This window comes from Marinobacter alkalisoli (assembly GCF_045449795.1).
Taxonomy (GTDB): Bacteria; Pseudomonadota; Gammaproteobacteria; order Pseudomonadales; family Oleiphilaceae; genus Marinobacter.
In genome coordinates, this window is record NZ_JBJJLB010000041.1 from 125,087 (window position 1) to 144,849 (window position 19,763).

The 19,763-nt window shown below is 56.8% G+C and carries 23 protein-coding genes and 1 tRNA gene; 14 read left to right on the forward strand and 10 right to left on the reverse strand.

The window, feature by feature from the left end; translation table 11 throughout:
• Positions 1-43: 43 nt before the first annotated feature.
• Both ACJO3M_RS17090 and ACJO3M_RS17095 read left to right on the forward strand, forming a co-directional pair.
• Positions 44-316 carry an oxidative damage protection protein gene (locus tag ACJO3M_RS17090; protein ID WP_012136792.1) on the forward strand — a complete coding sequence of 91 codons (273 nt, stop codon included), beginning with the start codon at positions 44-46 and terminating at the stop codon, positions 314-316.
• Between the two features lie 120 nt (positions 317-436).
• Positions 437-512: transfer RNA gene (locus tag ACJO3M_RS17095), tRNA-Phe, on the forward strand.
• A 280-nt stretch (positions 513-792) separates the two neighbouring features.
• On the opposite strand, the gene ACJO3M_RS17100 is transcribed toward ACJO3M_RS17095, so the two are convergent.
• Complete coding sequence (locus tag ACJO3M_RS17100; protein WP_407002618.1) at positions 793-975, reverse strand: tyrosine-type recombinase/integrase; 183 nt, start codon at positions 973-975, stop codon at positions 793-795.
• A gap of 125 nt (positions 976-1,100) precedes the next feature.
• On the opposite strand from ACJO3M_RS17100, the gene ACJO3M_RS17105 reads away from it, so the two are divergent.
• From ACJO3M_RS17105 to ACJO3M_RS17115, 3 genes are all read left to right on the forward strand, one after another.
• On the forward strand, positions 1,101-1,364 hold the full coding sequence (locus ACJO3M_RS17105) for a virulence RhuM family protein (RefSeq protein ID WP_407002592.1): 264 nt from the start codon (positions 1,101-1,103) through the stop codon (positions 1,362-1,364).
• 113 nt (positions 1,365-1,477) lie between these two features.
• Positions 1,478-2,059 (forward strand): DUF6036 family nucleotidyltransferase, encoded by a 582-nt coding sequence (locus tag ACJO3M_RS17110; RefSeq protein WP_407002593.1) that lies wholly within the window; start codon positions 1,478-1,480, stop codon positions 2,057-2,059.
• A gap of 17 nt (positions 2,060-2,076) precedes the next feature.
• On the forward strand, positions 2,077-2,463 hold the full coding sequence (locus ACJO3M_RS17115; protein ID WP_407002594.1) for a hypothetical protein: 387 nt from the start codon (positions 2,077-2,079) through the stop codon (positions 2,461-2,463).
• Here ACJO3M_RS17115 and ACJO3M_RS17120 read toward each other — a convergent pair whose 3' ends face one another.
• The gene (locus ACJO3M_RS17120) at positions 2,464-3,216 is read right to left on the reverse strand and encodes an NYN domain-containing protein (protein ID WP_407002595.1); all 753 of its coding nucleotides are present in this window, start codon (positions 3,214-3,216) and stop codon (positions 2,464-2,466) included. It abuts the gene before it with no gap.
• A gap of 121 nt (positions 3,217-3,337) precedes the next feature.
• Between ACJO3M_RS17120 and ACJO3M_RS17125 the strand changes: the two genes are divergently transcribed.
• Positions 3,338-3,508 (forward strand): DUF3012 domain-containing protein, encoded by a 171-nt coding sequence (locus ACJO3M_RS17125; RefSeq protein WP_406987512.1) that lies wholly within the window; start codon positions 3,338-3,340, stop codon positions 3,506-3,508.
• A gap of 58 nt (positions 3,509-3,566) precedes the next feature.
• Here the strand turns inward: ACJO3M_RS17125 and ACJO3M_RS17130 are convergent, their stop codons facing one another.
• The gene (locus ACJO3M_RS17130; protein ID WP_407002596.1) at positions 3,567-4,760 is read right to left on the reverse strand and encodes a multidrug effflux MFS transporter; all 1,194 of its coding nucleotides are present in this window, start codon (positions 4,758-4,760) and stop codon (positions 3,567-3,569) included.
• Between the two features lie 55 nt (positions 4,761-4,815).
• Positions 4,816-4,971 carry a hypothetical protein gene (locus tag ACJO3M_RS17135; RefSeq protein ID WP_407002598.1) on the reverse strand — a complete coding sequence of 52 codons (156 nt, stop codon included), beginning with the start codon at positions 4,969-4,971 and terminating at the stop codon, positions 4,816-4,818.
• Positions 4,972-5,057: 86 nt separating this feature from the next.
• On the opposite strand from ACJO3M_RS17135, the gene rhtB reads away from it, so the two are divergent.
• Positions 5,058-5,678: a homoserine/homoserine lactone efflux protein gene (gene rhtB, locus ACJO3M_RS17140; RefSeq protein WP_407002599.1), complete on the forward strand. Its 621-nt coding sequence runs from the start codon at positions 5,058-5,060 to the stop codon at positions 5,676-5,678.
• Between the two features lie 59 nt (positions 5,679-5,737).
• Here the strand turns inward: rhtB and ACJO3M_RS17145 are convergent, their stop codons facing one another.
• Positions 5,738-8,230: a penicillin acylase family protein gene (locus tag ACJO3M_RS17145; RefSeq protein WP_407002600.1), complete on the reverse strand. Its 2,493-nt coding sequence runs from the start codon at positions 8,228-8,230 to the stop codon at positions 5,738-5,740.
• 161 nt (positions 8,231-8,391) lie between these two features.
• Here ACJO3M_RS17145 and ACJO3M_RS17150 point away from each other — a divergent pair, with 161 nt between their 5' ends.
• Both ACJO3M_RS17150 and ACJO3M_RS17155 read left to right on the forward strand, forming a co-directional pair.
• Positions 8,392-9,546, forward strand: coding sequence for a helix-turn-helix domain-containing protein (locus ACJO3M_RS17150; RefSeq protein WP_407002601.1), 1,155 nt, complete (start codon positions 8,392-8,394; stop codon positions 9,544-9,546).
• Positions 9,547-9,627: 81 nt separating this feature from the next.
• Positions 9,628-10,599, forward strand: coding sequence for a calcium/sodium antiporter (locus tag ACJO3M_RS17155; protein WP_407002602.1), 972 nt, complete (start codon positions 9,628-9,630; stop codon positions 10,597-10,599).
• Between the two features lie 28 nt (positions 10,600-10,627).
• Here the strand turns inward: ACJO3M_RS17155 and ACJO3M_RS17160 are convergent, their stop codons facing one another.
• The 5 genes from ACJO3M_RS17160 to ACJO3M_RS17180 all read right to left on the reverse strand — a co-directional run bounded on the left by ACJO3M_RS17160 (position 10,628) and on the right by ACJO3M_RS17180 (position 15,493).
• The gene (locus tag ACJO3M_RS17160; RefSeq protein WP_407002603.1) at positions 10,628-11,080 is read right to left on the reverse strand and encodes a DUF4124 domain-containing protein; all 453 of its coding nucleotides are present in this window, start codon (positions 11,078-11,080) and stop codon (positions 10,628-10,630) included.
• Between the two features lie 51 nt (positions 11,081-11,131).
• On the reverse strand, positions 11,132-12,340 hold the full coding sequence (glcF, locus tag ACJO3M_RS17165) for a glycolate oxidase subunit GlcF (protein ID WP_407002604.1): 1,209 nt from the start codon (positions 12,338-12,340) through the stop codon (positions 11,132-11,134).
• Positions 12,341-12,497: 157 nt separating this feature from the next.
• Positions 12,498-13,562: a glycolate oxidase subunit GlcE gene (gene glcE / locus ACJO3M_RS17170; protein WP_407002605.1), complete on the reverse strand. Its 1,065-nt coding sequence runs from the start codon at positions 13,560-13,562 to the stop codon at positions 12,498-12,500.
• The gene (locus tag ACJO3M_RS17175; RefSeq protein ID WP_407002607.1) at positions 13,555-15,027 is read right to left on the reverse strand and encodes an FAD-linked oxidase C-terminal domain-containing protein; all 1,473 of its coding nucleotides are present in this window, start codon (positions 15,025-15,027) and stop codon (positions 13,555-13,557) included. The genes glcE and ACJO3M_RS17175 overlap by 8 nt, the downstream gene beginning before the upstream one ends.
• A 40-nt stretch (positions 15,028-15,067) precedes the next feature.
• Complete coding sequence (locus tag ACJO3M_RS17180; RefSeq protein WP_407002608.1) at positions 15,068-15,493, reverse strand: GlcG/HbpS family heme-binding protein; 426 nt, start codon at positions 15,491-15,493, stop codon at positions 15,068-15,070.
• Positions 15,494-15,697: 204 nt separating this feature from the next.
• On the opposite strand from ACJO3M_RS17180, the gene ACJO3M_RS17185 reads away from it, so the two are divergent.
• The 5 genes from ACJO3M_RS17185 (at position 15,698) to ACJO3M_RS17205 (ending at position 19,671) form a co-directional block, all read left to right on the forward strand.
• Positions 15,698-16,453 (forward strand): FCD domain-containing protein, encoded by a 756-nt coding sequence (locus ACJO3M_RS17185; protein WP_407002609.1) that lies wholly within the window; start codon positions 15,698-15,700, stop codon positions 16,451-16,453.
• 111 nt (positions 16,454-16,564) lie between these two features.
• A complete protein-coding gene (locus tag ACJO3M_RS17190) occupies positions 16,565-17,335 on the forward strand; it encodes an ABC transporter ATP-binding protein (protein ID WP_407002610.1) in 771 nt (256 codons plus the stop codon).
• Positions 17,336-17,436: 101 nt separating this feature from the next.
• Entirely contained in the window at positions 17,437-18,189 is a 753-nt protein-coding gene (locus tag ACJO3M_RS17195) for a transporter substrate-binding domain-containing protein (RefSeq protein WP_407002611.1), read from the forward strand.
• A gap of 51 nt (positions 18,190-18,240) precedes the next feature.
• Positions 18,241-18,945, forward strand: a complete 705-nt coding sequence (locus ACJO3M_RS17200; protein ID WP_407002612.1) for an ABC transporter permease — start codon at positions 18,241-18,243, stop codon at positions 18,943-18,945.
• A gap of 3 nt (positions 18,946-18,948) precedes the next feature.
• On the forward strand, positions 18,949-19,671 hold the full coding sequence (locus tag ACJO3M_RS17205) for an ABC transporter permease (protein WP_407002613.1): 723 nt from the start codon (positions 18,949-18,951) through the stop codon (positions 19,669-19,671).
• Positions 19,672-19,763: the final 92 nt, after the last annotated feature.

A 19,763-nucleotide genomic window follows, 5' to 3' on the forward strand; every position in this document is an offset into this window, starting at 1 on the left:
ATCTGCGCAGCTATCCATACGGCCAATTCCAACAGGAGCAGACATGAGCCGCACCGTTTTCTGTCGCAAGTACCAGGAAGAACTGGAAGGACTGGATTTCCCGCCCATGCCCGGCAAGAAAGGCCAGGAGATCTGGGAAACCGTCTCGAAGAAAGCCTGGGAAGAATGGCAGAACCAGCAAACCATGCTGATCAACGAAAAACACCTGAGCCTGATGGACCCGAACACCCGCAAATACCTGCAGGCCCAGATGGAGCGCTTCTTCAACAACGAGCCCTTCGACAAAGCCGAAGGCTACGTACCCCCGGAAAAATAACCCTTATTGATCAAAGGCTGAGCAATCCGCAAAAGATCCGGAAATTTTTCCCCCTCAGCCTTGACTCAAAACAACGAAACCGGTTTAATAGCGCCCCGTTGCACAGCAGTAACGCAACACGCCCGGATAGCTCAGTCGGTAGAGCAGGGGATTGAAAATCCCCGTGTCGGTGGTTCGATTCCGCCTCCGGGCACCATTAAGAATTCTGACAAAGCCCGCCTTGTGCGGGCTTTGTTGTTTCTGGTGTCCACGAAGTGTCCACGCAAAATTACGCCCGGTGTGAGTGAGTGGCGCCAGGGTTCATTTCTTCCTCAATGAGACCTCTTTCGTAGAGGGCTTGCTGAAGCCTTGAGTAATTCTCGGAAGTACGATCTTGGTCATACCTTTCTTGGGCTTCATTCGCCAATCGACACTTCTCATGCCACTTTTCGATCATGTCTGTCGTACTCATAATTAACTCCTTCGCTATAAATCACCTAATTACCATAGACGATAGACAAAGGATCTATCTCGACGACTTTCTGCATAAATTGTGGCGAAAGATGGCTATATCTCATTGTCAGCTTAATATCAGAGTGACCCAGTATTTTCTGAAGGGTAAGAATATCTTCGCCCTTCACAATGAAGTGGCTGGCAAAGGTATGACGGCATACGTAGATTAGCTACCCTCGTGGAAGTATCGGATCTTTTATGCGGATGTCTATCACCTTAACTTCCTTGCTCACGGTGATTAAATCCTGCCCCTCGAAATGCTGAAGACCACCAACCTGGACAAGGAAATGTCATGACTGAACAACAGGTACGGTTCTTCACCGCAAGCGATGGCCAGGCGCGGCTGGAAGTGGCGATGGAGCATGAAACGGTTTGGCTGAGCCAGGCACAAATGGGTCAGCTATTCGATACGACACCCGAAAACGTTCTCATGCACCTGCGGAACATCTATAAAGATGAGAAACTGGTCGAGCAGCCAACTACCAAGGAATTCTTAGTAGTTCGCCGAGAAGGCAAGCGACAGGTCCGCCGCCGCATCAAACAACCCGGCATGTAGCCACCGAGCTGCTTAGCCAATTGCGCGGGGATGGCCGGGCATATTTGCTGGAGGTAAGCTCGGGCCATCCCGACCGAGCAACTCCCGTTAGACAACGATCAAGGATTTCCTCTATGACGCTCCACACGGACACCCCAATGGGAAAGGCTATACTTGAACTGGTGGATAACCTATCAGAGATCCTTGCTGAGAAAGGAAATCCTCCCGGAAGCTGTCGTGCATATATTTTCGGTGGTTGTGCCCTGCACTTGCACACCAAAGCTCGGGGAAGCAGTGATTTGGACGTTGAGCTTGAGGCCGCCGAGAAGGTTTCCATGGGAGAACTTGTCCTGGAACTCGACGACATTTTCTATGATGACCCAGATACAGGTCCATCTTCTATCGTCCTGGACGAAACCTTCAACCCAACATTAGCCCCGATTCACGAACTCTACCAGGAAGAAGCAATTCGACTGAATCCAATTGAGGATAGCTCGCCGCTCGAGGTCTATGTTGTACAAAAAGTAGACTTGGCTGTTTCAAAACTGGGCCGTTATGGAGAGCAAGACATCGAGGACATCCACACACTTTTTTCCCACGGCCTTGATATTGAGGAGTTCAGAATGCGAGCCCTTGAAGCCTCTAAATACTACGTCGGTAATGTCAGCACTTTGACAAGCCATATTGAGCACGCTATAAAAACCTATAAACCCTGACGTTTTTTTGATCAATCATGAGCGCATTCTTAGAGTTGTCCAAAAAAGGCTTATCTGACGCTACTGCCCAAGAGGTGATGCGAGCCGCCCTGGAGCTCTGGCACAAGAATTACTTGCCATCATTATCCGGGCTTTCCGTTGAGGACAAGCGCGTCGCTGGCTATTTGCTTGATCGTCTCTCTCGCTTCAACTGTCTCTCAGCTGAACAGAAAACCAAGCTCCAGGAAGTTGCCCAATCAGCCAAGGCCGATGTTCCCCACCGGGAAAGCCAGTTGAAAGTTGACACCCTCGCCAAACAATGGGGCCTGGATTATGACTTGCGCCCATTCATGAAGGATCTTCTTCCGCTCCAAACCAGACACTTCAAACGTAGTTTCGCGAATCGTACAGAGACAGCTGCCTGATTACTTCTCGTTGACTGGCCTGTAAGCCCTATACCCCTGCCCGTCAGCCCCCTTCTTGACCGTAAAATACTCGGATCTCGCGACCAACAAATCAGAAAACTTCTTGGCGCCATAGGTCCTGGGGTCGAAATCCGGGCGGGTGCGTTTGAGGAAGGAGCCGGCTGCGGAGAAGGTCGCCCACCCCTGTTCGTCCTGGGTTTGTTCCCAGGCTCGTTTGAGCAGTGCCACTTCCTCAGGGAGCTTTTCGGATTTCTTTTTCGGGGTTTCTTTTTCGGTTTTGGCCGGCTCATCCGGCGTCACTTCCTCCGGATACTCAAGGTTTTCCGTGAAAAGAAAGTCGTCACAGGCACTGCGGAACGATACCGGAGTCTTTTTCTCGCCGAATCCGAATACGTAGATCTCGGATTCCCTCAGCCGGGACGCCAGCTTGGTGAAGTCGCTGTCGCTGGAGACAAGGGCAAAAGCATCAAACTTGGAGGAATACAGCAGGTCCATGGCGTCAATGATCATGGACGCATCGGTGGCGTTCTTGCCCTTCGTATAGGCGAACTGCTGGATAGGCTGGATGGCCAGTTCATTGAGAACGGTCTTCCAGTTCTTGAGGCTGTCCACCGACCAGTCGCCATAAGCCCGCTTCACAACCACATGCCCATGAGAGGACAGCTCCTCAATGATCAGCGGCAACTTTGACAACTGGGCGTTGTCTGCATCGATCAGTACGGCGATCTTTTTGTGCTGTTCAAGATCTTTCAACGTCGCCCCTCCTGTGTTGATAAATTCCTGACTTTGAGCATACACGTTTTGATTGGAGAGACCTCTCCCATCCAGCCTCGGTAATTGCCATAATGCCGCCTTTTCAACAGGGGGAGCTCCCATGACAACAGCTTTGAAGGCAGTCACTGCAGTCGCCGCTCTATTCATCCTGACCGCTTGTAGCCCGGAGGTCGGCAGCGAAGCCTGGTGCGTGGATATGGAGGAGAAGCCGAAGGGAGACTGGACGACGAACGAAGCTGGCGATTTCGCCAAGCACTGCATTTTCCGTTAAGGCCTTGTATCGCCCGGCTGATGGCGTGCGATACACCGGTTGCGGGCGACAGTGAATCTCACCGGGACAACGCCAGCTCGCGCCGAACCGCCCCCGGCGCCCCGGCGGCAAGAACCGCAGCCCCTGCCACACAAACCGCCATGGTCAACACGATGGGCAGCAGCGAACCGCCACTGAGCGTGGCTGATATCGCACTGATGGCGCCAGCGGTGGTGAATTGCGCTGCGCCCAGCAAGGCGGCTGCAGTGCCACCGAGTTGCGGGAAGAACTCCAGGGCGTTGGCCATGTTGTTGGGCACGATGGCCCCCATGAAGGCCACGGCAACGATGATGCATGCTGCGACAACCCAATAGGGAGCGGCGGCCCAGGCGGATAGCACCAACGCGATGATTGCAACGGTCTGGAGGAAAACCGACACCCTGAGAATGTCGACGGATTCGAAACGATTCAGGAGCCGACGGTTCAACAGATTAACGCAAGCCATGGCCCCGATGTTGGCGGCGAACAGGCCGGAGAACATGGCCTTGGATAACCCGAACCACTCCTGGTAGATGAAGGACGCATGGGTAATGAACACCAGCATGGCGCTGAAGCACAGCGCCTGCAGACCAATAAACCTCATGGTCACCGGGTGCCGCAGCACCAGCAGGTAGTTGGTCACAAGAGTGGAGACAGGGGTAGCCTCCCTCTCCCGCTTCGGCAGGCGTCGGAACAATGCAAAGTGCAGGACGATGGCCAGCAACACGGCGTATACCGTCAACATCAGGAAGATCGCCGGCCAATCACTGATCACCAGCAGCACGGAACCGATGGAAGGCGCGAGCGCGGGGGCCACAAACATGATTAACCCGATAAGCCCGAACAAACGGGCCGCCTCGGAACCATGGCTCTGATCCCGGACAATAGCCGGAACCGATACCGCGCAGAAAGCCCCCCCAATCCCCTGGACGACCCGCCAGAACAACATCTGATCTATCGTGTCGGCATGGGCAACCATCAAGGCCGCTGCAGCAAATATGGAGAGCCCGCCCAACAGAACCTGCTGGCGGCCATAACGATCAGATAACGGCCCACCGACAAGTTGCGCCAGCCCCAATGCGCCAACGTAGGCACTGAGGGTTAACCCGATCTGTCCGTGGGACACGCCCAGGCCATCAGAGATGTCCGGAAAGGCTGGCAGGTAGGCGTCCAGTGCCAACGGTCCCAGTGCGACCGTCATTCCCAATAATATCGCCAGCTGAATCTGGGGCATAAAAACGTGAGAGCTCTACAGGAGGGAGAATCAAGGATTTTCGTAAAACCACCCATCAGGCAGCCTTGCGGAAATCCTCGATTCTCACCGTCTTGTCACGCTTGCGCTTGTACTTGCTTTTGTCTTCCACCACCCGCATGTGATACTTCGGGGTTCTCAGTTCGCGCTGCACCGCGCTGTGTTGTGTGGGCTTTGCCCGCTTCCTGGCCATGGCGATTTCTCCTGTTGGCGCTATCATGGGTTTGCGGTGCCAGTTTAGCACCTTCCGTTCACACTTCAGCAAAGGGACTATAAGGAATGTCACTCACACTCTGGCTGACTTTCATGGTGGCAGCGGTATTGATCAGCATCTCGCCGGGTGCGGGTGCAGTGAACACCATGAGTAACGGACTACGTTACGGCGTGAAGCAGTCTATGCCGGCCATACTCGGGCTGCAACTGGGTTATGGCGCCCAGATTTTGCTGGTTGGCGCCGGTCTCGGGGCGCTGGTCGCCTCATCAGTATGGGCGTTGGCGATTATCAAGTGGCTGGGGGTGGCTTACCTGATCTGGCTGGGCATCCAGAAATGGCGGGAGCCGGTGGTTGAGAGCGTTGCTGAGAACCAGCCCATGGTGAGTGGGCAAAAGCGTTTCTGGCAATCGGCCCTGGTCAACCTGACCAACCCAAAGGCCACGGTTTTCCTGGTGGCATTGTTCCCGCAATTCCTGGTCGCCGGGCAGCCCCATGGCCCGCAACTGGTCACCATGGGTGCGACGCTTATCCTGGTGGATTGCCTGGTCATGCTGGGCTACGCCCTGCTAGCCAGCCAGCTCTTCCGCTTTATGACCACACCATACCGCCAGCGGCAGATGAACCGGGTATTCGGCGGCCTGTTCGTGACAGCTGCGGTTGCCCTGGCCAGTTTCAAGCGAGCATGAACCTACCACAACACTACCGGGCCGCTAATCGGCCCGGTCAGTTTCCCGGCAGGCGTCGGTTACTCCCTTAACTCGATGGTGTCCACGAGAGCCGCCTCAACATCGCTGCTGTCAAACAACATCGGGCGCCATTCCAGCTCGCTGTACTTTCTGGTCTGATCTTCAAAGTACTCGCCTTCCGGATCATGATCCTGGCTGTAGGACAGGAACATCTCCGCGTATGGCCCGTCATCGGTGAACTCCAGCGCCATCACGAAGCTAGAGCCGTAGTTGATGCGATAGGCCAACTCTTCGGCACCGTCCCCATTCTCATCCAGGGCAAATAGCAGACTGTCGGGTACCGGCGTTCCGGTCAGCGTATTGGCCAGATCCGATGTGCTCCGGGAGGCTGCCGTGGTTTCCGCCATGTTGAACACGCCCTCGAAGGAGTACCCCCCGGATACCGGAATCGGCTGCTTTCCCTCGGCCTTCAGGACATACTGCAAATCGCCCAGAGGCGCGGCGAGGCTAATACCGGCGCTTGTCAGCCGGTCCGCAGCGGCTGCGAGCGCTTTGAGAACCGGATCTTCTTTCGGCGCTGCCGGGTCAATGGCAGCCAGGCCTGCAGGCGTGGATGCCGGAGCCATCACATCGAATCCTTCTGCAAACAGGTTGTCAGCCAGCGCCCGGTGACCTGAAACCCTGAAGGCAACAAGGAATTCGCGCATCAGATGGGCGCCGGCGCTGTCAGTGTTGTAGCGACCATCCCAGTCAATCAGGGTCTGGCAGGCCGGCGTCAGATCAAACTCGACTCCCTGGTAGTCAACGGTGGGATAGTTGGTACAGCGCTGGGTCAGCTCATTGCGCCATTCGCCACTAAAAAGGGAACCGTTGTGCGTCAGCACACTCTGAAGTTCCTCCAGGGAGAACAGGCTATCCGGCCCTGCCAGCCCGCCGCCACTGTTATCGCTGATCAACTGTGCGTTATAGCGGGTACGGGTACTGCGAACGGTCTGTTCCGGGCCATAGAGAATGCTGAACCCTTCCAGAGGCTCGTCGAGGTTGGTGAGCCAGTGGCTGCTGTTGGCATTGAACACGTAATCCGTGCGGGTCTGTTTCGGAGCATCGGCAAATGGCACCAGTCCGGGGGCCCCGGCTTTACCGGTATCGACCCACTCATACCCGGAATCATCACCCGGCAGCAGGACACTACCGGCGCCGTCCAGCCAGATCGGAGCCAGCTCCGGAGACTGAGACGCCATACGCCAATATTGCTCGGCGGTGGCACTGAGCCTCGGGACCTGAGTGCCGTCAATAAAGTTCGCGGTGCCCTCCTTGTCAATCATCACGGTATTGACCCAGGGAATACCCTGATGATCTTCAAAGGCCTGGAAGAATGTCTCGCGGTTGTCCGCCTTTCCCATGGCCAGCCACTGATCAAGCATCCGGATGTTACCGACGTTAGCATCTCGGAATGTAATGGCGGACGAGCTGCTCCAGCCCATAGCGGGCGACAGAGAGGCAAGATTGACCATCGGCCCGTAGTGGCTGAAATAGACCGGCTGGCTATGTTCCGTCAGGCTGCCGTCCGGCAACTTCACCTCGATGGTGACGTTCTTTTTCGTCATATCACGATAGGAGCCATCGTACAGGTAGCGGGTGGGATCTTCCTCGTCCAGGGTCAACTGGTAAAGCGTGAAACGTTTGGACTGGGACACCGTATGGGTCCAGCCAAGGTTATGGTTGAACCCGATAACAACAGCTGGCAACCCGATCAAGGTGACGCCATTGACGTTGAGCTCCCCGGGAATGGTCAAGTGGTTCTGGTAAAACCGGAGTTCGCCATCCCATGGAAAATGAGGGTTGCCCAGAAGCAGGCTGCTGGCACCATCCACTTTGTCCCGCCCCAGCGCCCAGCCGTTACTGCCGATACCTTCGGCGGTCAGCACCTGGCTGACGTCGAGCGTGGCCTGCAAAGTGTGCGCTTTCGCGGCGGGCGGCTGCGCGGCAGCAATGGCGCTGAGGAAATTCCGAGCACTTGAGAGCCCCGCCAGATCCAGCTGGTAAGCCAACAGATCCTGGGCTGAAATCGGCTCAACCCATTCGGCGCCCCGACAGGGAGACGGATAATCCGCTGGCCCCTGCCGCTCTTCGAGGTTGCGATTGAATCCGGCTGCATAGCCCTCCAGAAGCTCGGTGGACCTTTCTGACAACTGGCCGAACAGGTCAGCGGCCTGGCCGGGATAGTCCAGCGCCTTGTAGCCCACATCCGTCAATAGATTTGCGTTATTGTCACCCGGGCCGAAGTATCGGGACTTGCGGGATTTGAGCTTGACCAGTTGCTCGGAAAGAGTACACAGGTTGTGTCGGGCATGGTCATACCCGATGCCATACCCCAGAGATCCATAGTTCTCAGCGGTGATGTGAGGCACGCCGGATTCGGTATACCGAATCGTCGCCTGATAGTCTGTATCCGGCTCCGGCGCAGGCTGATGGCTTGAATTGTCAGAGCCGCCGCCACAGCCTGATAATATGGCAGAGCCAAGCAGAAGAATACCGACAGGTATACGCATAGCAGGTTTCTCTCTTGTTATGTTTGTGGTTTGGAGCCAACCATTTAACGGCATAACAAGGCCCTGGTCGTCCGTGTCGATGGACCCGACAAAACAATGATTTATTATTTGATAACAACAGATTACGAGTTCGTCTCGATCTATCCGAACGCGAGGTCAAAATGAATTACTGGACGGCTGCTGCAGCACTGGTGTGCCTGTGCATCGGAGGGATCCTGCTTCTCGCCAGTCTGGGCTGGTTTGTGAAGCGACAGCAGGATCGGCTGCCCATGGCCTATTTACTGGCACTCGTCTGCCTTATCGTCCTACAGTCTCTCGAGTTTCTCTATCATGCCAGCGGCTGGTTCCGGCAGGTTCCGTTTTTCCTGAAGCTGGCAGATCCGGTCATAGTACTGATTCCTTTCTGCATCTACGGATACATCAGAGCGCTGCAGGGTGAAAATGTCCTGGCACGGAAGAAAAATCGGTGGCTGCATGCCTCCCCCATGATTGCGGTCGCACTGCTTGCCATTCCCTTCTGGAGCCTGCCGGGCAAACTCAAGATACACTGGATGCTTCAGGCCCGTACATCTGAGTCGCTCTGGGAGCCGGTCACTCTCTATGGTAATTCGTATCTGGCGGTCATCGGCGGCCTTAGCCTGACTTACTGGTGGATACAGCACTTGCGGGGGGTCAACACCCGTAAGCCCGCGGTGCGGGAGTGGATCGGTCACCTGCAGCTGATCCAACTGATTATCGTTGCCAGCATGACCATCCGCATCGCTATCTATATCGCATTCGGCGAGAGCTTTTCTGTCATCTACGTGCTGGCGCCGACTACCGCGTACCTGACTTACCTGCTGCTGACTCATGCCCACCCGCCCATGCATATTCCAAGGGAAGCCCCGGTACACAACGAAGGCCTCCCCGCAGCGCTACCGGAAATGTCTGGCGACGAAGCCGCAGCACAAGCTGAACGGCTTCTGTTCCGGGAGCTCACTATTGCCATGGAAAAGGACCTGTTCAGGAACAGCTCACTGACACTCGGGAAACTCGCCGAGCAATGCGGTACAACCACCCACAACGCATCCGCTGCCATCAACCTGTGTTCCGGATCCAATTTCTATGAATGGGTGAATGGGTATCGCATACAGGCCGCCTGCAAGGCCCTGTCCGGTACCGATCTCAATGTTTCACAAATCTGTTACGACGTGGGGTTCAACTCAAAGTCCACGTTTAATACCGCATTCCGCAAACTCAAGGGCTGCACGCCTACCGAGTTTCGTAAAAAACATTCGAGGCATTCCGGATGCGCCAATCCGGATTTATCCCCATGAATGCATAGGTAGATGTGTGTAATTGCGCCGAGAAGGCGCGTACCGTCAAATATCGCAACGCTTACACAGGAGTTCACTAACGTGCTCATTGCCTTACTTGCCATTTTTGCCGGTCTTGCCCTGCTGGTCTGGAGTGCTGATCGGTTTGTTGAGGGCTCTGCAATCACCGCCGGACATTTCGGCATGCCGCCGCTGCTGATCGGGATGGTGGTGGTTGGTTTTGGCACATCCGCACCAGAGATGGTGGTTTCGGCTCTGGCCGCCTCTCAGGGCAACCCCGGGCTGGCGCTGGGTAACGCCTACGGCTCCAACATCACCAATATTGCGTTGATTCTGGGTATCACCGCAGTGATTTCTCCGATTGCTGTGCATTCTCAGGTCATGCGGAAGGAACTGCCCATTCTGATCCTGGTGACGCTTCTGGCGGCCTGGCAGATTCTGGATGGTTCCCTCAGCCGGCTGGATGCCGTTGGCTTGCTGCTGACCTTTGCGGCACTACTTTCCTGGAGTATTTGGTCAGGTATGAAGAAACCGGATGACCCACTCGCGGATGAAGTGAGCGTGGAGCTGAAAGCCCATGCCATGCCCATTCGCAAGGCGGTGTTCTGGCTGATAGCCGGGCTGATCCTGCTGATTATCAGCTCCCGCATTCTGGTATGGGGGGCGGTGGATCTGGCCACGGCTTTTGGCGTAAGCGATCTGATCATCGGCCTGACCATTGTGGCCGTTGGAACCTCGTTGCCGGAGCTGGCATCGTCTGTTATTGCTGCCCGCAAGGGTGAGCACGATCTGGCTCTGGGTAACATTCTGGGCTCCAACCTGTTCAACACACTTGCGGTGGTGGGCATCGCCGGCATGATTTCACCCATGCCGGTCGCGGATGAAGTTCTGGTGCGGGACCTTCCGGTGATGGCTGGCCTTACCTTTGCGCTGTTTGTGCTTGGCTATGGCTTCCGTGGTCCGGGCCGGATCAACAGAGTGGAAGGCACCCTGCTCATGGCCTGCTTTGTCGGCTATACCGCCTATCTGGTGACCACCACATTCGGGCAGTAACCTGCCCGACTCCAATAGTGAAGGGGCCCTACCGCAACAGACATTCACGGCTCAGGGCCTGGCTCACCTCTCTGCGCTGACGCCGCAGGCGGTTGCCCTGGTCATTACTGTAACCGGCCCTGAGTTTCTGCTGAATCCGGTCGAGTCGCTTACGGTATCCCTCACACGTTTTCTGGTGACGCGCGTCCGTTTTTTTGCTGCCACCGGCAGAACGCCGGCCTGAGTCTGATCGCTCCAGACTGCGACTGACCTGTTGGTTGATGGTCGTTACCCGCCTACCCTGCTCGATGTTCTCGGACATAGGCACCACCGAAGGTTCACTGAGCGTGACGGTGTCGTGGTTGCGGGTCGGCGGTTGTTTGTCGGTAAAGTGAACCACACCGTCGGCGTCGGTCCAGGTGTAAACACCTGCTGACGCGGACGACGCGAATACTAAGGTAAATAGCGAGACAATAAACAAGACTACCAAACTCCCTGGCATACGATTCCACTCCCTGTGGTTTCAGTTGTAAGCCGGGGACTATAGCAGAGGTTATTGGTCCAGTAATTCGATCCAGTGCTGAACTGGCACAGTGGCTTTGGTTTCCAGGTGCATCTGGCAACCGATATTGGCGGTGACGATGCGGTCCGGGTTATCGACGGTCAGTGCCTTGAGTTTGTTACCCAGCAGCTTCTGGCTGAGCTCCGGCTGGAGCACGGAGTATGTACCCGCTGACCCGCAACACAGGTGCTTGTCTTTGGTGGCAGCCAGGGTCACGCCCGCTTTGGTCAGCACCTGTTCCACTACGCCGTTCTGTTGCATGGCGTGTTGCAGGGTGCAGGGACAATGGAAGGCCACCTTGCCCGGATTCTGGTGCACTTTGAGCTTATCCAAGTCCTGTTTGAGCAGGAATGCGCCCAGGTCGATGGTCAGTTCACTCACCTTTTTGGCCTTGGCGGCGTAGACCGGATCATCCTGCAGCAGGTGGCCGTAGTCCTGCACCATGGCGCCACAGCCAGAGGCAGTCATGATGATGGCTTCGGCGCCGGCTTCGATGGCGGGCCACCAGGCGTCGATGTTCTGGCGCATGCGCTCCAGGCCTTTCTCGTGTTCGGACAGGTGGTAGTTCACTGCGCCACAGCAACCGGCTTCCGGCGCTTCCACCATGGTGATGCCGAGGCGGTCGAGCACACGGGCGGCAGCCGCGTTGGTGTTGGGGGTGGCGGCCGGCTGCACGCAACCGGCCAGTGCCAGCACGATGCGGCTATGGCTCGCCGCAGGCCAGGGGCTGGCTTCTTTTCTGGGTGGTACTTTGGTGCGCAGTTTTTCCGGCAGCGCCGGGCGAAACAGTTGGCCGAGGCGCAGCAACACCCCGAACAGTTTGCGGTTGGGGAGGACGCGCGCCAGTGCCCAGCGTACCCACTTGTCTTTTGGCGGGCGGGGCATTTCTTCTTCCATCAGGCCGCGGCTGATATCTATCAGGCGGCCGTACTGGACGCCGGAGGGGCAGGTGGTTTCGCAGCTGCGGCAGGTGAGGCAGCGGTCCAGGTGTTCGCGGGTTTTTTCGGTGACTTCCTGGCCTTCGAGGAACATTTTCATGAGGTAGATGCGGCCACGGGGGCCGTCGCGCTCGTCATTGAGTTCCTGGTAGGTGGGACAGGTTGCCGTGCAGAAGCCGCAGTGGACACAGGCCCGCAGGATGGATTCGGCCTCCTGCCCTTCCGGGGTGTTGGCATATTGTTGGACTAAATTTGTTTGCATGGTTTACCTATTCTCAAAATTCGGTGCACAAGTGAGTGGCTGCCCCTTTTCTGAAACACGCTTCAAGCACATCCATGTGCGCTTGGGCTCCGCCATCCATGGCTCCGCACAGTTTCAGAAAAGGGGCAGCCAATCACTTCCCGGGCATCTCAGTTGACTACAACCAACTGTAAAGCCGCCCAGGGTTGAATATGCCATTGGGATCGAATGAATTTTTCACGCGGCGCTGTATGCCTTTCAGGGCATCCGGCTGGTGATGCATCACTTCACCCTCGCGATCACCGCCACGGAACAGGCTGACTTGTCCCCCAGCATCCTTCGCCAGTGCTTCCATCTGTTTCATCTCGGCGTCGCCCCGGTACCAGCGTTGGGAACCGGCCCAGTCGATCAGCCAGGGGCCGTCGAGCTTGGGATTAGCAGCAGTGGAGCCGACGGAGAATCGCCATAACGGGTCGTCGTCGGTGAAGAATTCGTGCTGCATATCCTGGATCTGGCGCCAGAACTGGTCGCCGTTTTCCATCACTTCGCCAGACCATTTCTGGGCGGTGGCTTCTACCGCCGAGCGGGCGCCGGACAGGCGGAGGTAGACTTTGCCGTCGAGCCAGCAGGCGGCGGTGATGGGCTTGGGTTCGGCGGCGCGGCTGTTCATGTAGTGGATGACGTCGGCCATTGCCATGTCCTGAACCAAAGTCAGGGTGGCGGCCGGTTTGGGCATGACTTTCATGCTGATTTCGGTCAGCACGCCGAGGGTGCCCATGGCGCCGGCCTGCATGCGGGAAACGTCATAACCGGCGACGTTTTTCATCACCTGGCCGCCGAAGCGCAGGTGTTCGCTTTTGCCGTTGATCAGCCGTACACCCAACACCTGGTCGCGCACGGAGCCGGCCCAGGGGCGGCCGGGGCCGGAGAGGTTGCAGGCCAGGGTACCGCCGATGGTGGAGCCTTCGCCGAAATGGGGCGGTTCAAAGTGCAGCGCCTGCCCTTCTTCGGCCAGGGTCGCTTCTATTTCTGTCAGGGTGGTGCCGGCGCGCACGGTGAGCACCAGTTCCACCGGGTGGTAATCGACGATTCCGGTGTGTTCCCCCACGTTGAGAGTACCGGCATCCGGGTCGGCGGTGCGGCCCATGAAGGCCTTGGTGCCACCACCAACGATATTGAGTTTTTGCCCACCATCGCGGGCCTGGAGCACTTGCTCCCGGAGTGTCTGGAGATGATCAGCCATGGGCGGCTTCCGTATGGTCGTGCTTGTGTAATTTGTATTCGAGTGAGCGGTATTCCTGGCAGAAACGCAAAGCCGGTACGCCTTTACCGGGGTTCAGGATGCCCTTCGGGTCGAACGCGGCTTTAACGTCGTGGAACTGCTGCAGCTCTTCGTCGTTGAACTGCACGGCCATCTGGCGGACTTTTTCCACACCCACACCGTGTTCCCCGGTAATACAGCCGCCTACTTCCACACAAAGGGAAAGGATGCTGCTGCCGAACGCTTCGGTGCGTTCGAATTCGCCGGGTACGTTGGCATCGAACAGGATCAGCGGGTGCAGGTTGCCGTCGCCGGCATGGAATACGTTGGCCACCCGCAGGCCGAATTCTTCCGACATTTTTTCCATCTCGGTCAGCACGTGGGCGATTTCACGGCGGGGAATGGTGCCGTCCATGCAGTAGTAATCCGGCGAGATACGGCCCACCGCAGGGAAGGCGGACTTGCGTCCTTTCCACAGCAGTGCGCGCTCTTCTTCACTCTGGGAGGTTCGCACCGAGGTGGCGCCCAGTTTGCGGAAGACATCTTCCGCTTCGGCGATGTGTTCATGCACTTCTTCTTCGGTGCCGTCCACTTCGCACAGCAGCAAGGCCTTGGCATCCCGCGGATAACCGGCATGGGCAAAGTCATCGGCGGCGATAATGGCGTGGCCGTCCATCATTTCCAGACCACCGGGGATGATGCCGTGGGCGATGATGCCGCCCACCGCATCACCGCCTTTCTGCACGCTGTCAAAACCGGCCATGACCACCTGGGCCACTTCGGGTTTGGGCAGCAGTTTGACCTTGACCTCGGTGACCACACCGAGCAGGCCTTCGGAGCCGGTCATCAGCGCCAGCAGGTCCATGCCGCAACTGTCGAGACCATCGCTACCGACGGTAACCACATCGCCCTCGGCGGTGACCATTTCCACGCTAAGGATGTTATGGACGGTCAGGCCGTACTTCAGGCAATGCACGCCGCCGGAGTTTTCCGCCACATTGCCGCCGATGGTGCAGGCAATCTGGGAGGAAGGATCGGGACCGTAATAGAGGCCATACTGGGCCGCTTCCTCGCTGATCGCCAGGTTACGAACGCCGGGCTGCAGACTGGCCGTGCGCGCCAGCGGGTCGATATTAAGGATACGATTGAACTTGGCCAGTGACAGCACCACGCCTTCCTTGTTGGGCATGGCACCGGCACTGAGCCCAGTGCCCGCGCCACGGGCCACCACCGGCACGGCGTTTTCATTGCAGATGCGCATCACCCGCTGTACCTGTTCGACGGTTTCCGGCAGCACCACCAACAACGGCATTTCGCAGTACATGGACATGCCGTCGCATTCGTAGGGCTTCATGGTTTCGTCATCGGTAATGACATAGTCCGGGTCGATAAACGTCCGGAACTGCTCCGCCAGGTCGGCTTTGCTGACTTTCGGCTTGATGGTCATATCAGTCTCTGGGAATGTGTCGCTTCAGCTGTGACAGCCATTAACCGCGTTTGGTTTCAAAGTGGTCGATACCGGCCTGGGCACAGTCCATGTCCTGCTGCGGGGTACCGGAACTCAGGCCGATACCGCCCACCACTTCGCCGTCGACAATTACGGGTAGTCCGCCACCGACGGAACTGATGCGGCCGCCCACTTCGGTATGAATACCGAACGCCAGGCTGCCCGGTACGTTGACCTTGTTGTAGTCGTGAGTGGCTTTCTTGGCAGCGGCAGCAGTAAACGCCTTGTCCTGCGCGATGGTCACACTGGTAATCTTGCCGCCGTCCATTCGCTCAAAAGCGATGAGGTTGCCGGACTCATCCACTATCGCGATGCACATGGGTACGCCAATGTCACGAGCCTTCTGTGCCGCCCCCTCAATCAGGAGTCTCGCATCTCCCAAGTCCAGTCGATTGATCGTCAACATATGTGGTCGCTCCCATGTCTGCCAGGTGAAGTCATTTGGGCGTGCAAAGTCCTGACGCCCAACCTGTTTCCATAGTCCGGATCACGCACAGGTTAGTCCAGATTATTGAGCACTGGTCTGACCAGTTTTTGGAGACTATGCTGTCAGGTATACCAACTCTAGTTCATTCGTCAGCAACAGGTAGTGATCGGAACAAGGCGGGTTATGGCTCAATCGGAAGACATTTCTTTTCGGCTGGAACAACTGATTCTCGACGGCGGCCTGGCGCCCGGCCAGAAAATTCCGTCAGAAAGACGGCTGGCATTTCGGCTTGGGGTATCCAGGGCGCTTGTCCGTGAAGCGCTGCATGAGCTGCAGGGCCGGGGCGTAATCAAAACGTACCACGGTAAGGGATCGTTCGTAGCCAGTATCTTGCCAGGCAGCTCGGAAGCCGATGACAGCAGTCCCCTGATGCACCTGTATTCCGGGCACTCCCGCACGCTTTATGACCTGCTTGAAGTGCGCGAACAGCTTGAAGGCCAGGCTGCCTGGCTGGCCGCCCAAAGAGCCACCAACATGGACCGGATACGGATTACCCGTGCCTTCGAACGGCTGGGAGAGACCGACCCACTCAGCAATGCCGAACCCGACCACGGCTTCCATCAGGCCATTGTGGAGGCGTCCCACAATCCGGTCCTGGTTCACATTCTGAACGGATTGAAAAAAATGATGCTGTTAACCGTGCAGGCGTCCGTGGCCAACCTGAACCCTCGCGAGGAAATGCGGCAAACCATCATGAAACAGCATCACCGCCTATACCGGGCGATACTTTCCGGTCGTGCCGCCGCAGCGCAAAAAGCGGCGACATCTCACGTCAGGTTTGTCATCACATCCCTGAAGCACCTTGAAGAAGAGGGGGCGTCGGTCACCCGTCCGACCGACGCAAAAAACTTGCATTGCACTAACATTGCGACACAATGATTTGGCGGAATCTGTTGTAATTCTCGGTAAAACCCTTTGAAAGGGGTATTGATTTCCGATGCTACAGTCCGTAAAACATGCGCCTTTGAATGACAGCCTCAGGAGTCGCCCATGGCGGAACAAGCGCCTTTGATCTGCAGGGATATTCACAAAACCTTTGACCAGCTTGAAGTGCTCAAGGGTATCTCGCTGGAAACCCGTAAAGGTGATGTGGTTTCCCTGATTGGCAGTTCCGGCTCCGGGAAGAGTACATTCCTGCGCTGCATCAACATGCTCGAAACCCCGACCTCCGGCGACATTATCGTGCACGGCGACCCAATCCGGTTCACCAAGAACCGCAAGGGCGAGCGTATCCCCGCCGATAACAAGCAGGTTGAACTGATCCGCGCCAAGCTGTCGATGGTGTTCCAGAGCTTTAACCTCTGGTCCCACATGACCGTGCTGGAAAACATCATTGAAGCGCCCGTCAACGTACTCAAGGTTCCCAAAAAGGAAGCCATTGAGCGCGCCGAGGCCTACCTGAACAAAGTCGGAATCTACGAGCGCAAGGATTACTACCCGGCCCAGATGTCCGGCGGCCAGCAACAGCGTGCGGCGATTGCCCGCGCACTGGCCATGGAGCCCGAGGTCATGCTGTTTGATGAACCCACATCAGCGCTGGATCCGGAACTGGTCGGAGAAGTATTGAAGGTGATGCAAAGCCTGGCCGAGGAAGGCCGCACCATGATCGTGGTCACCCACGAGATGGCATTTGCAAGGGATGTGTCAAGTCAGGTCCTGTTCTTGCATCAGGGCGTGATCGAGGAACAAGGTACACCCGATAAAGTGTTTGATAACCCGGATTCGGAACGCATGAAACAGTTCCTGGCTCCCAACTTCTGACACTCGGTGCTATCTTGAACCGGTGAAGAAATAAAAAGTTGGAACCACAAACTTCCATCAAAAAATAAAGCCCAAAAGGCAAAACACTGGAGAAGTGACACATGAAAAAACTGATTATTGCAGCAAGCTGTGCCCTGGCCATGATCGCAGGCGGCGTGCAGGCCCAGGAACGCAACCTCCGCATCGCATTTGATGTGCCCTACGAGCCGTTCGAATACAAGGACGACAATGGCGAGCTGACTGGCTTCGAAGTCGAGCTGGCAGAAGCCATGTGCGAAGAAATGAACGCCAACTGCGAATTCGTTATCCAGGCATGGGACGGCATGATCCCGGGTCTGCTGGCTCGCAAGTTCGACCTGATCATGTCCTCCATGTCCATCACTCCGGAACGTGCCGAGCGGGTACTGTTCTCCGAGCCGTACTACAACACCCCGGGCGGCTGGTTTGCCCCTGAAGGCTTCGACACCGACGTGAATGACAAGGACGCCATGCAGGGCAAGACCGTTGGTGTTCAGCGCGGTACCACCATGGACACCTTCGTGACCGAGGAACTCGGTGGCATCGTCACCATCAAGCGCTACACCACAGCAGACGACATGGTTCTGGATCTGGAAGGTCAGCGTCTGGATGTGGTCTTCGTGGATTACCCCGTGGGTGAGCAGACCGTACTGAGTAAGGAAGGCTTCAAGGAAGTGGCGGATCCGGTCAAGCTGGGCCAAGGCGTTGGCGTTGCGATGCGCAAGCGTGACAAGGACCTGGCGGAAGAAGTGAACGCGGCCCTGGCCACTCTGAAGGAAGATGGTACCTACGACACCATCATGAAGAAGTACTTCGCTTACGACATCAAGATGTAAAATTGCTTCGGGGCGGCCACAACGGCCGCCCCCTGCTTACCGGACGTTCCCATGCTCGATTTGAAAGGCTATGGCCCGGCCCTGATGGAAGGGGCGGTTGTCACCGCTGAACTGGCCTTCCTCTCCCTTGTCCTCTCTGTGACGCTTGGGCTGATCGGCGCCTCTGCCAAGCTATCAAACAGTCGGGCGGCCAAAGGTGCTGCCACGGCCTATACCACGCTTATCCGCGGTGTACCCGATCTGGTGATGATGATGCTGTTTTACTATGGCGGTCAGGTCGTCGTGAACATGATCTCGGATTATGTCTGGGACGCTTACGAAATCGACTTTTTCTTCCAGTTCGATCCGTTCATCTCCGGGGTGATCACGATCGGGCTGATCTTTGGCGCCTATATGACCGAAACCTTCCGCGGGGCCTTCCTGGCCGTGGACTCCGGTCAGATAGAGGCAGCCCGCGCCTATGGTTTCACCCGCTGGCACACCTTCCGCCGAATCATGTTTCCGCAGATGCTGCGCCATGCCCTGCCGGGTATCGGCAACAACTGGCAGGTGCTGCTCAAAACCACGGCCCTGGTGTCCATCATCGGGTTGACGGACATGGTCCGCGTAGCCGAGGAAGCCGCCAAGGCGGAGCGGATGCCTTTCCACTTTTTCATTCCGGTGGCGCTTATGTACCTGACCCTGACGGCAGGCTCGGAACTGTTTATCAAGTGGCTCAATAAACGGGCCAACGTCGGCGTGGTTCAGGAGGGGTAAGTGATGCCTGATTTTATTGCCCAGTGGCTGAACCAGAACGATATCTTTACCGCCATGACCATCATGGAATACTGGGATGGTCTGGTCACGACGGTTCACCTGGTGTTTCTGTCCCTGGTGATTGGTTTATTGCTGGCGGTTCCGCTGGCGATAATGCGTACGGTCAGAAATCCCTTTATCTCGGGCCCGGTATGGCTCTATACCTACCTGTTCCGTGGCACGCCGCTGCTGATTCAGCTTTATATTATTTACTACGGTCTGGCGCAGATTGAGGGTATTCAGGAAACTTTCTGGTGGGAGATTTTCCGCGAGCCTTTCTACCCCGCTCTGCTGGCGTTCGTCTTGAATACGACAGCCTATACCACCGAGATTATCCGCGGTGCCATTATCTCGACGCCCCATGGTGAGATTGAGGCGGCGAAGGCCTATGGCATGAACTGGTTCCTGCGCATGCGGCGTATTGTGTTGCCGAGTGCGGCGCGGCGGGCGGTGCAGGCGTACTCGAATGAGGTGATTTTCATGCTTCACGCGAGTGCGATTGCCAGCGTGGTGACCATTGTGGATCTTACCGGGGCTGCCCGGAATATCTACTCGCGGTTTTACGCTCCGTTTGATGCCTTCCTGTTTGTGGCGCTGCTCTACATGCTGCTGACGTTTGCGCTGGTGTTCGCGTTTCGCAAGCTGGAAAATCATTTGCTGAAGCATCAGCGGCCGATCGGTTCCTGACGGCTTGTTTTCTATATGTCGGCCACAGGTGTACGGCCAGCCGGCAGGAGCGCCTCCCGGGAACCGCTACGAGCACATCCATGTGCGCTTCT

Bases quoted from the DNA above. Each gene is read 5' to 3' on its own strand.
- ACJO3M_RS17090 (WP_012136792.1), top strand. From the start codon at position 44: ATGAGCCGCACCGTTTTCTGTCGCAAGTACCAGGAAGAACTGGAAGGA.
- ACJO3M_RS17105 (WP_407002592.1), top strand. From the start codon at position 1,101: ATGACTGAACAACAGGTACGGTTCTTCACCGCAAGCGATGGCCAGGCG.
- ACJO3M_RS17110 (WP_407002593.1), top strand. From the start codon at position 1,478: ATGACGCTCCACACGGACACCCCAATGGGAAAGGCTATACTTGAACTG.
- ACJO3M_RS17115 (WP_407002594.1), top strand. From the start codon at position 2,077: ATGAGCGCATTCTTAGAGTTGTCCAAAAAAGGCTTATCTGACGCTACT.
- ACJO3M_RS17125 (WP_406987512.1), top strand. From the start codon at position 3,338: ATGACAACAGCTTTGAAGGCAGTCACTGCAGTCGCCGCTCTATTCATC.
- ACJO3M_RS17130 (WP_407002596.1), bottom strand. From the start codon at position 4,760: ATGCCCCAGATTCAGCTGGCGATATTATTGGGAATGACGGTCGCACTG.
- ACJO3M_RS17135 (WP_407002598.1), bottom strand. From the start codon at position 4,971: ATGGCCAGGAAGCGGGCAAAGCCCACACAACACAGCGCGGTGCAGCGC.
- rhtB (WP_407002599.1), top strand. From the start codon at position 5,058: ATGTCACTCACACTCTGGCTGACTTTCATGGTGGCAGCGGTATTGATC.
- ACJO3M_RS17145 (WP_407002600.1), bottom strand. From the start codon at position 8,230: ATGCGTATACCTGTCGGTATTCTTCTGCTTGGCTCTGCCATATTATCA.
- ACJO3M_RS17150 (WP_407002601.1), top strand. From the start codon at position 8,392: ATGAATTACTGGACGGCTGCTGCAGCACTGGTGTGCCTGTGCATCGGA.
- ACJO3M_RS17160 (WP_407002603.1), bottom strand. From the start codon at position 11,080: ATGCCAGGGAGTTTGGTAGTCTTGTTTATTGTCTCGCTATTTACCTTA.
- glcF (WP_407002604.1), bottom strand. From the start codon at position 12,340: ATGCAAACAAATTTAGTCCAACAATATGCCAACACCCCGGAAGGGCAG.
- glcE (WP_407002605.1), bottom strand. From the start codon at position 13,562: ATGGCTGATCATCTCCAGACACTCCGGGAGCAAGTGCTCCAGGCCCGC.
- ACJO3M_RS17175 (WP_407002607.1), bottom strand. From the start codon at position 15,027: ATGACCATCAAGCCGAAAGTCAGCAAAGCCGACCTGGCGGAGCAGTTC.
- ACJO3M_RS17180 (WP_407002608.1), bottom strand. From the start codon at position 15,493: ATGTTGACGATCAATCGACTGGACTTGGGAGATGCGAGACTCCTGATT.
- ACJO3M_RS17185 (WP_407002609.1), top strand. From the start codon at position 15,698: ATGGCTCAATCGGAAGACATTTCTTTTCGGCTGGAACAACTGATTCTC.
- ACJO3M_RS17190 (WP_407002610.1), top strand. From the start codon at position 16,565: ATGGCGGAACAAGCGCCTTTGATCTGCAGGGATATTCACAAAACCTTT.
- ACJO3M_RS17195 (WP_407002611.1), top strand. From the start codon at position 17,437: ATGAAAAAACTGATTATTGCAGCAAGCTGTGCCCTGGCCATGATCGCA.
- ACJO3M_RS17200 (WP_407002612.1), top strand. From the start codon at position 18,241: ATGCTCGATTTGAAAGGCTATGGCCCGGCCCTGATGGAAGGGGCGGTT.
- ACJO3M_RS17205 (WP_407002613.1), top strand. From the start codon at position 18,949: ATGCCTGATTTTATTGCCCAGTGGCTGAACCAGAACGATATCTTTACC.